Annotated in this window: 19 protein-coding genes; 16 read left to right on the plus strand and 3 right to left on the minus strand. The window is 42.6% G+C overall.

The window, feature by feature from the left end; genetic code table 11:
* Positions 1-16 precede the first annotated feature (16 nt).
* The 11 genes from DRED_RS06605 (at position 17) to DRED_RS06660 (ending at position 7,549) form a co-directional block, all read left to right on the plus strand.
* Positions 17-475: a hypothetical protein gene (locus tag DRED_RS06605; protein WP_011877582.1), complete on the plus strand. Its 459-nt coding sequence runs from the start codon at positions 17-19 to the stop codon at positions 473-475.
* Positions 476-498: 23 nt separating this feature from the next.
* Complete coding sequence (locus DRED_RS06610) at positions 499-936, plus strand: hypothetical protein (protein ID WP_011877583.1); 438 nt, start codon at positions 499-501, stop codon at positions 934-936.
* Positions 937-977: 41 nt separating this feature from the next.
* A complete protein-coding gene (locus DRED_RS06615) occupies positions 978-1,346 on the plus strand; it encodes a hypothetical protein (protein ID WP_011877584.1) in 369 nt (122 codons plus the stop codon).
* A complete protein-coding gene (locus DRED_RS06620) occupies positions 1,347-2,849 on the plus strand; it encodes a hypothetical protein (protein WP_011877585.1) in 1,503 nt (500 codons plus the stop codon). It abuts the gene before it with no gap.
* A 104-nt stretch (positions 2,850-2,953) separates the two neighbouring features.
* Positions 2,954-3,277, plus strand: coding sequence for a diversity-generating retroelement protein Avd (gene avd, locus DRED_RS06625; protein ID WP_337998930.1), 324 nt, complete (start codon positions 2,954-2,956; stop codon positions 3,275-3,277).
* A gap of 323 nt (positions 3,278-3,600) precedes the next feature.
* Positions 3,601-4,629 (plus strand): RNA-directed DNA polymerase, encoded by a 1,029-nt coding sequence (locus DRED_RS06630; protein ID WP_011877587.1) that lies wholly within the window; start codon positions 3,601-3,603, stop codon positions 4,627-4,629.
* A 31-nt stretch (positions 4,630-4,660) separates the two neighbouring features.
* Positions 4,661-4,924, plus strand: coding sequence for a hypothetical protein (locus tag DRED_RS06635; protein WP_041274513.1), 264 nt, complete (start codon positions 4,661-4,663; stop codon positions 4,922-4,924).
* 5 nt (positions 4,925-4,929) lie between these two features.
* Positions 4,930-6,246 (plus strand): N-acetylmuramoyl-L-alanine amidase, encoded by a 1,317-nt coding sequence (locus DRED_RS17880; protein ID WP_011877588.1) that lies wholly within the window; start codon positions 4,930-4,932, stop codon positions 6,244-6,246.
* 6 nt (positions 6,247-6,252) lie between these two features.
* Positions 6,253-6,465 (plus strand): hypothetical protein, encoded by a 213-nt coding sequence (locus DRED_RS06650; RefSeq protein ID WP_041274514.1) that lies wholly within the window; start codon positions 6,253-6,255, stop codon positions 6,463-6,465.
* A 211-nt stretch (positions 6,466-6,676) separates the two neighbouring features.
* Positions 6,677-6,868 (plus strand): hypothetical protein, encoded by a 192-nt coding sequence (locus DRED_RS06655; RefSeq protein WP_041274515.1) that lies wholly within the window; start codon positions 6,677-6,679, stop codon positions 6,866-6,868.
* Between the two features lie 204 nt (positions 6,869-7,072).
* Entirely contained in the window at positions 7,073-7,549 is a 477-nt protein-coding gene (locus DRED_RS06660) for a hypothetical protein (RefSeq protein WP_011877589.1), read from the plus strand.
* Positions 7,550-7,851: 302 nt separating this feature from the next.
* Here the strand turns inward: DRED_RS06660 and DRED_RS06665 are convergent, their stop codons facing one another.
* Both DRED_RS06665 and DRED_RS18220 read right to left on the minus strand, forming a co-directional pair.
* Entirely contained in the window at positions 7,852-8,130 is a 279-nt protein-coding gene (locus DRED_RS06665; RefSeq protein WP_011877590.1) for a hypothetical protein, read from the minus strand.
* Positions 8,118-8,303: a helix-turn-helix domain-containing protein gene (locus DRED_RS18220; RefSeq protein WP_083755145.1), complete on the minus strand. Its 186-nt coding sequence runs from the start codon at positions 8,301-8,303 to the stop codon at positions 8,118-8,120. Before DRED_RS18220 ends, DRED_RS06665 begins: the two co-directional genes overlap by 13 nt.
* A gap of 170 nt (positions 8,304-8,473) precedes the next feature.
* On the opposite strand from DRED_RS18220, the gene DRED_RS06670 reads away from it, so the two are divergent.
* The 4 genes from DRED_RS06670 to DRED_RS17885 all read left to right on the plus strand — a co-directional run bounded on the left by DRED_RS06670 (position 8,474) and on the right by DRED_RS17885 (position 11,149).
* On the plus strand, positions 8,474-8,683 hold the full coding sequence (locus tag DRED_RS06670; RefSeq protein ID WP_011877591.1) for a helix-turn-helix domain-containing protein: 210 nt from the start codon (positions 8,474-8,476) through the stop codon (positions 8,681-8,683).
* Entirely contained in the window at positions 8,676-8,966 is a 291-nt protein-coding gene (locus DRED_RS06675) for a hypothetical protein (RefSeq protein ID WP_011877592.1), read from the plus strand. Before DRED_RS06670 ends, DRED_RS06675 begins: the two co-directional genes overlap by 8 nt.
* A gap of 404 nt (positions 8,967-9,370) precedes the next feature.
* On the plus strand, positions 9,371-9,721 hold the full coding sequence (locus DRED_RS06680) for a DsrE family protein (protein WP_011877593.1): 351 nt from the start codon (positions 9,371-9,373) through the stop codon (positions 9,719-9,721).
* A gap of 114 nt (positions 9,722-9,835) precedes the next feature.
* Complete coding sequence (locus DRED_RS17885) at positions 9,836-11,149, plus strand: stalk domain-containing protein (protein WP_011877594.1); 1,314 nt, start codon at positions 9,836-9,838, stop codon at positions 11,147-11,149.
* Between the two features lie 68 nt (positions 11,150-11,217).
* Here DRED_RS17885 and DRED_RS06690 read toward each other — a convergent pair whose 3' ends face one another.
* Positions 11,218-11,421: a DUF1653 domain-containing protein gene (locus tag DRED_RS06690; RefSeq protein WP_011877595.1), complete on the minus strand. Its 204-nt coding sequence runs from the start codon at positions 11,419-11,421 to the stop codon at positions 11,218-11,220.
* Positions 11,422-11,561: 140 nt separating this feature from the next.
* Here DRED_RS06690 and DRED_RS06695 point away from each other — a divergent pair, with 140 nt between their 5' ends.
* Positions 11,562-12,878 carry a uracil-xanthine permease family protein gene (locus DRED_RS06695; RefSeq protein ID WP_011877596.1) on the plus strand — a complete coding sequence of 439 codons (1,317 nt, stop codon included), beginning with the start codon at positions 11,562-11,564 and terminating at the stop codon, positions 12,876-12,878.
* Positions 12,879-13,010 lie beyond the last annotated feature (132 nt).

A 13,010-nucleotide genomic window follows, 5' to 3' on the forward strand; every position in this document is an offset into this window, starting at 1 on the left:
GAGGAGGTGAGATGTTATGTCAATGAAATTCAATTTTAAGGAGAATGAATCAGTAAAAGGTCGTCTTGATCTGAAAATTCGCCGTAAGGGAGTATTAGTTGAAGAATGGGGAGAGAACCTGGTTGTTGACGCAGGCCGCGACGGACTTGCTAAACTGCTAGGCGGTCAAACCGGTTATAGCATCACTAAGATTGCCCTTGGTTCTCGCGGAGAAGACCCGGCTCCTGGTGATACTTTGGTAAATGCTTTCACTGATGTATTCAAGAAAGCTATATCCTCGGTATCGTATCCGGCATCCGGACAGGTCCAGTTTAGTTTTATCATTACCGAAGCTGATGCAAACGGTTTGTCAATCCGTCAGTTTGGCCTGGTTTGCTCTAATGACGTGCTGTTTGCACATCGGACAAGGGATGGAAAAACAATCGACAAGGACGATGATATCAGCATCGAAGGCACTTGGACGATATACTTCTAATTAATTTTTAAAGGAGGATTAAGATGGGAAACATCTCTGAATCAGCTACCTGGGATGCTGGGGTTTATCAAATTGAAGAGACCGATCCAGTCCAGGGCGGAGCAAACGGCATTGATAATATGCCGCATAAGAACCTTGCTAATCGCACAGTTTATTTAAAGCAGCACCATGAGACTTTAGAGTCTGAGGTATCAGCTGCCCGGGGAGGATATGCTAACCTTGGCAGCCGCTTGGATGCTCTGGAAACTCAAACGATGCAGGGAGAAAGCGTTTTTGCTTCAACCAGTGGTAAAACTGTTACCCATAATCTCGGGAATACGAACTATATAGTTAATCTGGTGGCCCTGGCTGATACGGGCGGAGACCTGGGGGATGTTTATATCTCAAAAGCAGCCAACGCTTTTACGGTGTATAACACCGGTGGCTTTACCGGCGCTTTCCGCTATCAGATAATGACTTGATTAGTTTAAGCTAATTAACTAATTTTCGAGGAGGATTAAATATGATTATACAAAATAATCAGGATCATCCAAACGAGGCTATCAGCATCGACGATAAAAATCCCGCCTGTTTATCTGTTCAGCCCATTGCTTTTCCGGGTGGTGAAACGCAGGCTAGGGTTATTGACCTTACAGAATTTCAGGGTGGCCCGTTTAGGTTTTATCTGGATGATGATGGGGCGCTTTCCACCGATTTATACAAGGACCACTATTGGCTTTTAGCTGAAGCCATACTGCCGGATAAGCAGTATGATAATGTTCCTACTGGGCAGGTCGATGAAAACGACCAGGAAGTAACAGAAATGGTTGAGCGCCCGTTGGACTTAAACAAGGTTGACGTTACAGTATTCTCTTTACCGGAGGTGGCTTAAATGAATGTTAGCAAATTGAGTTTAGCTGCTTTGCGGGACCGGATCGCTGCCGGTACCCGCGAGGTAGATGTACACCATAATTCCAAAAGTGACGGCAGCGGCAGCACAGTAGTGTCTAAAATGGTTTACATTCCTAAGTTTAGGGTACCTGCAAACTTATGGGATAGCGGTGCTTTTCCAGCGCAGGATTTACTCTTGGGCGGATTTCTAATTGATAAATACCAGGCAAGCCAGCCCGACGCTACCAACGCCAGTCGTGGCAGCACTTCCGCGAATAATCCAGGCTTGATTGCAGCTACCTCCCAGCAGGGAGTGGTACCCTGGACAGATATCAGCCAGACTAACGCTTTAGTTGCTGCAGCAAACCGTAAAGTTAACGGCAGGTCCTGCCACCTCGTTACAATGAAAGAGTGGGCCACAATTTGCTTTTTAACTAAGCTCCTGGGTCATGATATCAGGGGTAATAACAGTTCTGGCAGAGATTACAGGGATGCTGATCTTTGGGAGAATTACGGTGTAGCTGATCCTGTACAATCAGGACGTTTGCTGACAGGTTCCGGGCCTGTATCCTGGTCGCATAACGGCATGGCAAACGGTGTATTTGATATCGTGGGTAACGTTTGGGAGTGGCTTGACTTCGTGATTGACTGTGGCCGCTACCAGGCTGTTTTGCCAGCAGCTATTAACGATGCTGACGGTATCACTACTACCGACACTGCCATTGTTATTGATAACGTTAAAAATCCCGAACTTTGGCCGGCCACAAACGGGCTTGTTCTTATCAAAGCTGAGGGTGCCAACACCGATGAATATGTTACCTATGCCAACTTTACAGATAACGGTAACGGTACCTACACCATATCAGGCTGTGCAAGGGGCGTAAACGGTACAGCAGCTAGCGCCCATGCCGATAACGCTGTAGTTAACAGGATAGTTGATTATTGTGTTATCCCGGGCGGCTATACGGCTAAAGTTTCCGACGCAGGATTGAATAATACTGACAATCCTGCTACCTTTACCTATTCAAACTTGGTGCTTGGCCCTGGTGGAGTTAACCCGGCAGTTGGTGATGTGCTGCAGGTAGAAAGTGAACAGGTTACCATTACGGCAGTAAATGGCGCTAGTGTAACAGTTAGCCGTGGCTCTAACGGCTCAACCATAGCGGCGCATGCTCAGAATATTGGTATAGCTAAACTCTCACCGCAAATGGGGAACAGTAACCCCACTGCTACTGGCGATAACGCTGCATATCAATCATCATCTTTCCTTACTATGAGAACTGAAACAGAGCTTCAGGCTTTAGCGCTTCCGGCTACCGTTGGATCAGCTACTAATGAATGGAAAGATATTTTCTATATTCGTAACTATGGTCAGCGTGCTGCTAGACGCGGCGGGATTTGGAGCGATGGCTCGAGTGCCCGTTCTGGTTTTGCTTTGAACCTGGACACTCTTCCGTCCTACACGGGCTACAATATCGGGTTTCGCGCCGCTTTGTCTTTGTAATCTGGAATCTGGTTTCAGATAATCTGATGGCCGGGCGATAGCCCGGCCCCATAGGGGAGGAAGTCACAACGTCAGAAATAACACCGGCAACGGGTGAACTTAAGATTCGCCAGAAGGTCGAGGATATGATCGTTTATGGCTATACTGCTTTGCGCCAGTTTCCGAAGTCAGAAAAGCATACGCTGGCAGCAGACATTAAACAATCAATGTACAGGCTGTTAAGTCTGGTAATAACAACAAATAAAAAATATTACAAAAAGACCACCATGCAAGAGCTGGATGTGGAATTGGACTTTTTAAGGTCATTAGTTAGGCTTTCTATGCAGTTGAAATTCCTTCCGTTTAAGAAGTATGAACTTTGGGCTGGTATGCTCAATGAAATTGGTAGAATGATCGGCGGATGGCTTAAGTCTATTCGCCAGCAATAAGTTTTTTTTGGGACCTGGTTGATTATGCGCGTGCTGCTAAACGCGGCGGGAATTGGAACAATGGCTCGAATGCCCGTTCTGGTTTTGCTTTGAACCTGAACAATCTTCCGTCCAACACGAACAACAATATCGGGTTTCGCGCCGCTCCGCCTATGTGCCAGAAGCGAGTATCTTACGGGATATCCGACAGAGCTTTAGGCAAAGGAATCAGGATCCATGTTGCGCATTGTTCAATGCCAGCAAAAAACATAAACAGATGGGCTGCGGTAAGTAAGGAGATTTTCTCCTGAAAATCGCAGTCTATCAAAGCTACAAGGTGCAGAATGCCAAAGACATACAAAAACCTATTTGAGCAAATATATCAATTCGACAATCTATATAACGCTTACCTTAAAGCAAGAAAAGGAAAACGTTATATAGGTGAAGTGTTGGAGTTTACCGCAAACCTTGAAGAAAACTTAATATCCATACAAAATGATTTAATTAATCAGACCTATCAAACGGGACGATACCGGGAGTTTTACGTTTATGATCCAAAGCTCCGTCTGGTGGCCGCATTGCCTTTCAGAGACCGGGTTATGCATCATGCTGTGTGTAACATCATTGAGCCCATATTTGAAAAAGTTTTTATTTATGACAGCTATGCTTGTCGCGTTAATAAGGGCACGCATGCTGGAGCAAATAGGGTAACATCTTACCTTAGAAAAGCCCAAAGGCATTGGCCTAGAGTTTATTGCCTTAAAGGTGATGTGAAACAATATTTTCCGTCAATTAATCACGGCATCTTAAAGCGCATACTCCACAGAAAAATATCCTGTCCTAAGACGCGATGGCTTTTAAATGAGATTATCGATAGCTCGGCCAGCAGCGACGACCTTAATCCTTCTGGTATACCAATTGGCAATTTAACAAGTCAGCTATTTGCAAATATTTATTTAAACGAGCTTGATCATTTTATCAAAGAAGACTTGTGCGCCCGGTATTATGTGCGTTATATGGATGATTTTATTATCCTGGGCGATAACAAACGCCAGCTGTGGGCTGTGTTGGATGAGATTAAAGGCTTTTTAGACTTTAAGCTGAACCTGCAGTTAAATGGTAAGACCGGAGTTTTCCCGGTTAATCAGGGAATAGATTTTTTAGGTTATCGCATTTGGGCAACGCATAGACTGATTCGTAAATCTAGTAAAAAGCGCATGAAGCGTAAGCTGAGGTCTTTTAAAAAGAGATATGCAGCAGGCAAAATCGACAAGGAGCGGATAAATTCCAGTATACAAAGTTGGCTGGGCCATTGCAAACACGCTAATACTCATAATTTAAGGCGCAGGCTGCTTGATAATTTTATTCCTTAACCTATTACTGTTGGTTACCGGAGGTGGATGCATGGCAGTAGAAGAATGGTACTCAAATAAAGAGCTGTTCGAGATGTTCTCAGCAACAGCACGACAAATGGACGAGCTAAGAGAGGAAATGGTTCGGACAACGACCTTAATTCGTGATTATAACGGGTTACGTGAAAAAATCGGGGTGTTGGAACAAGAAGTATCAAGCTTACAAGGTGCAAGACGAACGGGACGAGACTACACGGGCTGGATATTCGCTGTAGTGATGGCGATTATCACAGTCCTTTCCTATGTAAGGGGGTAATAATTATGACTTCGTGTTTAGACCCGGGGCATGGCTACAACACAGCCGGTAAGCGTAGCCCCGATGGATCACTGCTGGAGTATGAATTCAATCAGGCGGTTGCCGATATTGCCGAGAGAATGCTTCGGCAGCGCGGTAAAGATGTAGTTCTAACAAAGAAAAAAGGCGATCCTGATGTTCCCCTGGGTACCAGGTGCAAGATTGCCAATAACGAAAAGGCCAAATGCTTTATTAGCATCCACGCTAACGCCCATTTAAACACCTGGAGCAATGCCGGGGGTTTCGAGGTATATCACTTCCCCGGAAGCAATACCGGAAGAAAACTAGCCGAGATTGCTCACAAGCATCTGCGGCAAAAACTAAAAATCAGAGATCGGGGCATAAAGCAGGCCAACTTTGCAGTGCTCAGGGAAACAAACATGCCTGCCATTCTGATTGAGTTTGCTTTTTTCACTAATCAAGAGGAATGCGCCTTACTCAAAACCGATGCTTTTAGGGAAGCCTGCGCTGAGGTTGTTGTTCTAACTGAGATTGAGTATACTGGAGACCCCGGAAAGGCTGCAGCTCCAGTGAGCAATGGAAACAAAATGCCTATCATTGGCAAGCAATACCTTACTGCCGGACAGCTGGACGCTTATGTGCGTTCCAAAAATCCAAATGCTCCCGACTTGGTTGACTACTATCTTAAGCTGGGAGATGAAATGGGAATTCGAGGTGATATAGCCTTTTGTCAGAGCTGCAAGGAGACGAAGTTTTTTAAGTTTGGCGGAGATGTGCTGCCAGAACAAAACAACTTTGCCGGGATCGGCACCACCGGTGGCGGCGTAAGAGGAGCATACTTCGATACCCCCAGGCAGGGCATACTTGCCCAATTGCAGCACCTTTGGGCTTATGCAACTAAAGACCCCTTGCCTGCTGGTATGGAGGTTATTGACCCCAGGTTTGACTTGGTAAGCAGGGGTTCTGCACCATGCTGGGAGGATCTAAGCGGTAAGTGGGCCACCGACCCTGGCTATGGCCGTTCAATAATCCATGATTTTTATGCCGAGGCGAAGTCCTTCCCTGATACGTCCAGGGTACCCAAGGAGGACGGTGCGGAGATTGAAGAACCCGGCCCCTCACCTCAGCCACTACCGGAAGTCAAAAAGGCGGAGAAAAAACAGAAGGTCCTCCATACTGCAGCTATTATCGAAGGACAGGCGCTGCCTGCTGTGGTAATTGAAGGTAAGGGGTACGTTGGTGTGAGTGATATTGAGAACTATCTAGACCTAAACGCTCTGTGGGACAAGAAGAATAGCGTGATTATGTTTTTGAGGAGGTAGCCAAGAATGGACGTAGTAATGTCCCTCTTTATTCCGTTTGTAATGCTATGTGCTATTTGCATCTTGGTGGATAAGCTTACACTGGCATTAGAAGCCCTGGTTCATGCTATTCCAGGGCTTCCAGACCGTTTCGAGCCTTATATTGCTTACGTTTTTGTTTTCATCGGTGGTTTCGTGGTCTGCTGGCGCATGGATTGGAGTTTTTTTTACTTACCTTGATGCTCGGTTCCAGAACCAATGGGAAGCGTGGCTGTTTTCTGCTCTTTTGGTTAGTGGTGGCAGTGCTCTGGTGCGAAAATTATTCGATATGGTAAGTCTTATTCCGTCCGGAGCAAGCTCTGTAACCACTATCGCAAAGCGGGCGGTAAAAAAGAAACTGGAATATGATAGCGACCGATACAGTGATAATATTTAGGAGGGGGATAAAATAATGCAACGTGATTTATTAATTCGGTTAAAAAGTCGTAAGTTTCTTATGGCTCTTGCCAATTTTCTGTTTGTGGTTTTGAATGAAGTTGCCGGCACACCTGTAGACCGGGAAGCTTATTTTGCAGTTACTGGCGGCATTATCGCTTTTATCGCGGGAGAGTCATACATTGACGGTCAGGCGACAGATAAATAATCACTATTCACCCTCGGCCCAAGTGGTCGGGGGTTATTTTTTATGCCTTGAAATGTTGCAATATAATTTGGTATATGTTAATTAATAATAAGCTGTTTCCTCTGCTCTGGTTTTTAAGTAAAAATAATGTAGTAATTGGTCGAAAAGCAGGAAATCTTAGTTTGGTATGTAAATACTGATAAAAACAAATGGGAGGTATGGTTATTGAAAAAATTAATTATCATCGCCTTGTTGCTGCTATTATTGTCCTTTACGGGTTGTGCTTCTAAGGATGAGGGAGACAACAGCACAAACCCTGAACCAGCGACACAACAACAGGCAGAATCTGAACCTGAATCATTGCCAGAACCAAACACCAGCGCAATGGTGGATTACATCGCAACCAAGGCTAAAGTAGACGCCAAAAACATTAACGACCAGCAAACCAAAGAGGCAATTGAGTTTATAAAGTCCAATATCAGTGACTTTTTCCGTGACAATAAGACTATGGAAACTGGAATGTATTATGGTTATCTATTAGAATACGCTTATAAAGACACTGATAACCGGGTATATGCCGAGCTCGGCATGGATACCTACCAAGCTATCAAATACGTATACCGTGGAGCCGAAAAGGTAGAGGATCAAGCCACACAAACTAATATTAGCCAGGTGCGCGAAAGTCTTGATGCTATTGAATAGCAAATATTCTGCTTATACCTATATCCCTGGGCGTTAACCCAGGGGTTTTTTTTAAATTTTGGGGTTCCCCAACGCACCCGCCCCGTACGCTGGCGGGTGCGCTCAAGTTTAGTTCGTTGCGCCACCCGGTATTTAGGCTCCTGGGGAGAGTCAAGTTTCGTCTGGAGTTATGGCCATCGGCCCCAGACTGTTGCATGCGCTTTTCGCCATTCACCTCACCGTCCTTTGCTTTGGAGTGCAGCTGCCTTATTGATTAATAGTATAAACGATTATTCAATAAAAGTCAATAAAAAAGAGCCCTTTTATATTTCTCTAAGGGCTCTTTTTCTTATATATTCGCTTGCGTTTGGTTCACCGCTTGGTTTGATGTACCCAGCTTTAAAAGCTAACTCACCGATTTTTTTCCATTCTTTATCAGTTACCTTTATACCTCTCATTTTCCTGGGCTGACTCGTAGATTTGCTGCCGGGTTTCCTGCCTGCCCCTGGGCGTGCTCCGCCTTTTGCCATAACACCACCGTCCTTTATGAATAAAAGTATAAACGATATTAAAAAGGAACGCAAGGCATTTAGTCCGGCCATAAATAGTCCACGCTTTTCCCCAGCGCTTTGGCTATTTTCTTAGCCGTTTTTAGGTAAATATCCTTTTGATCGTTCATGATTTTACTAATCTCGCCCTGGGCTATTCCTGTCCTTTTCGACAATTCTTGCTGGGTAATTCTTTTTAACTTCATAACCTCTTGCAGCCTGTTCATAACTAGGTTTTCTGCCGGTTACATACTGTTTCCTTTGAGCGCGAAAAATATAAGCTTTCACTTATATTTTACCTAAAAAAGGGAAAAATGTCGCAGAAGATGTAGCTTTTTAGGGAGTAGCTATAGCATATTTCGACACACGGGTTGGTGTAAACTAGGAGTAGAAAAAGTTGTCAGTTGGAAAATCAATTGCAAAACTACGTAAACAGAAAAAATGGACACAATCAAAGCTGGCAAAAGAAACAGGTCTAAGCCGTGGATATATCGCTTCGATCGAGCAAGGAAGGAGGCATCCAGCACTTAAAACCCTGACCATTATCGCGGAGAAATTAGGGGTTGAAATGAGAGAATTAATTAGAGGAGGAGATCACCTTGATTGAAATTGAAAAGCGCATTTACATAGATGCTTATGAGGATACACGCCAAAACGAGGAATACATTAACCAGGTAGCCTTAATCATTAAACTGGGAAAAGAAATTATGGCGATGCTTGGTCCGGATCGAAAAAAAATATTTTTAGATTATGAAAGGCAGGTGGGGCTGTCACAGAGAATATATTTAAATAATGTTTACCGGGTGGGGCTTAAGGACGGTCGTAATCTGGCTTGCCAGGCTTTGATTGAGCCCAACAAAATGCCCAACAGAAAATCAGTATATCTCTAAATGGTGTTATTGAATATTGCAGTAGTTGCGTATCACGCAGCACACTAACATAAAATAGCGGCCTGCCAAAGCCGCATAATTCATGAAAAATTTTACGTGTTGCGTGATGTGTAGTATATTACCTTGGGGTGGTAGAGGTCGCAGGTTCAACTCCTGTCGCTCCGACCATTGAATAAACCCCAGAAAATCCTGAAGCCGTTGGTTTTGGGATTTTTATTTGCATATTGGAAAGCATAAACCTTTCCGACATGCATAGGGGCAACTAATGCTTACACCGTCGCCTAAAGGCTTAGTGTAAGCCAAGTTTTTTTATTAGGGAGAGAACCTGAGTATTCAGTTTAAATAATGACATCCGATGTAAGTTATATAAGAAGGATTAAGATACAAAGGTAAGGGGGATGGAGATGGAAAAAATTAAAGTGTTATTCCATGTCTCAGAAAATGAAATTTGGCAAAAGACAATTGCCAATATCACAAATTATTTTAAGGATGTAGAAGAGAATACAGTACATATTGAAGTGGTTGCCAATGCAGGGGCTGTGGCTTCTTATTTTGCCAACCAGGACAGGCCCCAGTTGCTGCAACAGATGGAAGCTCTTGCCCAAAGGGGAGTTGATTTCACAGCTTGTCGGAATGCTCTCAGCGCCCATCATTTAGATGAACAATCATTACCGTCCTTTGTGCGGGTTGTTTCTGGTGGTATAACCGAAATTGTTAACCGTCAAAGAAAAGGGTATCTGTATATCAAGCCTTAATAGATTTTGCAAAAGAACCCTATTGCTGGGTTCTTTTTGTTTTTAATGTTATATTTATCCAACCGATGCATATGTATCAAGCAGACACGAAAACAGAATAAAGGAGAACTCTAAATGCCAAGAATAGTATATTGTTCTCTGTGCTCTGCCTTGATACTAGTGCTTTTAATATTGTGTTCTTACCCCGTTGAAACTGGCTTATATACATTTGCCAATAACCATAACTCTATTCAAGTTAGAGGTAGTCTAGGAGAGGGTGCTACTGCTTTAACCTATGCACCTGGTATTTGCAATCCGATTAACCTTACTGCCAAGGGAGCCATCCTGGTTAATCAGGATACCGGACAAGTAATATATGCTGATCAGGAACACCAGCCCTTTCACCCGGCATCGATAACCAAACTTATGGTCCTTTACATTTTGTTAGAAAATATCCATAATGGGGTTCTTCATTGGGAGGACCCTGTACAGGCCAGTAAAAAAGTTGAGAGAATTAATGAGGCTCAGATTTATTTGAGAGAGGGGGAGGTCCTCAGTCTAGAAGAAATGATAAAAGCCATGGTTGTGGCTTCCGCCAATGATGCTGCTGTGGCCCTTGCCGAAAGAGTGGCGGGCAGTGAAGCGGCATTTGTAGAGATAATGAATGCTAAGGCCCTAGAATTAGGGCTGAGGAATAGTCACTTTATTAATGCCTCAGGTTTGCCAGCGTCCAATTCGTATAATCATTATATGTCTGCCTATGATATTGCTCTCCTCGCTAAGTATTTGTTAGAAGAATACCCCGAAGTACTGGAGTTTTCCAGATTAACTACCACAACAATTCGGAACGGAAGTTTTCCAATCGCCAATACCAATAGTCTATTAGGGATTTTTCAGGGGATGGATGGTTTAAAAACAGGTTATACAGACCGGGCCGGTTGGTGTTTAGTGGCAACTGCCCAACGAAATGGTCAGCGTATGATCAGTGTGGTCCTTGGTTCACCCTCCAATGAGATTAGAAAAGCAAATACCACTGCATTGTTAAATTATGGGTTTCAGCATTATCAAAGGGTGAATAATATTTATGTAAATGGGATTAAGTGCAATTATATTCAGTCCCCTCTGGCTGTTGATGGAACTGTGTTAGTACCAATCAATATTCTGAGTGATACCATGGGTCTAAAGGTACAGTACCAAAAAGAAAAAATCTTCCTTAGTGGGTGGGGGACCCAAGTAGAATTTCAGGTAGACTCCGATAAGGCTATCTGGAGTAACAAAGCTATAAAGTTACCTCAACCAGTACAAAAGGTAAAGGGTACCATAATGGTACCTGTCAGATTTATTAGCCAGATCTTTGGGGCAGATGTACAATGGGATGGGAAAAAGAAAAGCATTCATATTTATACAGAAATGCATAGGACATTGGGGGAAAACAGACTTATGTTTTAATTTAGTGTTCAAATTAGCGTATAGATAAAGGAGGAAGCACTTTCTCCTTTATAAAAGTTATATAAAATTTAGCTAATATATTTAAATCGATCCTTTAATTCACCATTATGCATTACCTTCTGGAAGAACATTTCGAAAGGCCTTACCCATATGCTACCATCCTTCTCACAGCGATAGACAACTAGAAGCTCCTCTGTTTCAGAATGTTTTGCTAGATAAAGTACCTCATAATAATTTCCCTTAAAATGTTGATATTTTCCAATTTTAATCATATTTTCCTCCTTGAGACTAAAAAATTTATCCTAATAAAGTTCTACTGATCAATGTTTTATACCTGTTTTAAAAAGGATGGAAATGATTAGAATTTTATACGGTATAATAATTGTAAAAGCTTTATAAAGGATGTGAACCGATGGAACAAATAAGTCTAAAATATAAACTGAATGACAAACCACCTTTACTGGAAATGCTTCTTTACGGACTACAATGGTTAGCTATTTCGGTGCCCACAATTATTATTATTGGTCAGGTGGTAGCAGGTATTCACTCTTCCAGTACAACTGAACAAGTGTTGTATATACAGAAGTTGTTTTTTGTGACAGGCTTAAGCCTGGGTGTGCAGATACTCTGGGGACACAGGTTGCCCGTTATTATTGGGCCTGCTTCGGTGTTGCTGGTGAGTATTATTGCATGTCAAGGAAAAAGTTTAAACACTGTTTACACTTCGGTCTTGGTGGGCGGGGCTTTTTTAATTTTATTAAGTAGTACTGGACTTTTTGCAAAGATAAGAGGATTATTTACTTCCCGAGTTATTGCTGTGATTCTATTATTAATTGCTTTTACTTTGGCACCCACCATTTTGAAATTAATTATGCCCCTAAATTCTCCTGTAACCCCACTGTCTCACTTTAGCTTTGCACTGATTTTTGTTTTTTTAATGTTTATAGTAGCTAACCTATTAAAGGGTATTTGGAAATCAACCTTCCTGATCTGGGCAATCATTGCTGGAAGTATATTTTACTGGCTTATATTTAGACCCTCAGCAGTAGATTACCAAGGAAGTCTTCCAATGGTTGGTAATGTTTTTTATAACATGAATTTTTCCCTTGCTTGGGATACTGGTACGATTATTGCCTTTCTAATTAGTTTTTTAGCTTTGGCTGTTAACGATTTGGGTTCTATTCAAGCAGTAGGGGCTTTGTTAAAACCCAATAATATGCCAAAGAGGGTTACTTGGGGTATAACCATCACTGGCTTATCCAATGTTTTGGCAGGTATTTTAGGGGTAGTTGGTATGGTTAACTTTTCCTTTAGCCCAGGGGTCATTGTTTCCACTGGTTGTGCCTCCAGATATACCCTTTTACCCGCAGGGATAGGTTTAATGTTATTAGCCCTTCTGCCTGCCTCCGTTGCTTTTATCGGCAGTATTCCCTCTGTGGTGGTGGGGAGTGTTATGATTTATATTATGTGTTCCCAAATATCCGCTGGATTGTTGGTTATCTTTAGTTCCATGAACGAATTCAAATTTGAATATGGTTTAGTTATTGGGTTACCTCTCATGTTAGGCCTCATTGTTTCCTTTTTACCGGCTGATATATTAAACACTTTCCCACCTTCGGTAAGACCGATTATGGGCAATGGGTTTGTGGTGGGAGTTGTGTCAGTAATATTGATGGAACATGTAATTTACAAGGTAAAAAAACAGGAGAGTGTTAAAAATTCCGCTTAATAAAAAGCGGAATTTTTAAGTGAATATTTAGCAAATATCTAAAGAACAAATACTAGAATTTTACCATATGGTTGTTTTTTTCTGTCTGAATATGTATTATAAAAAACAATGGATAAAATATGTTATGGATCT

It is taken from the genome of Desulforamulus reducens MI-1 (assembly GCF_000016165.1).
Lineage (GTDB): Bacteria > Bacillota > Desulfotomaculia > Desulfotomaculales > Desulfotomaculaceae > Desulfotomaculum > Desulfotomaculum reducens.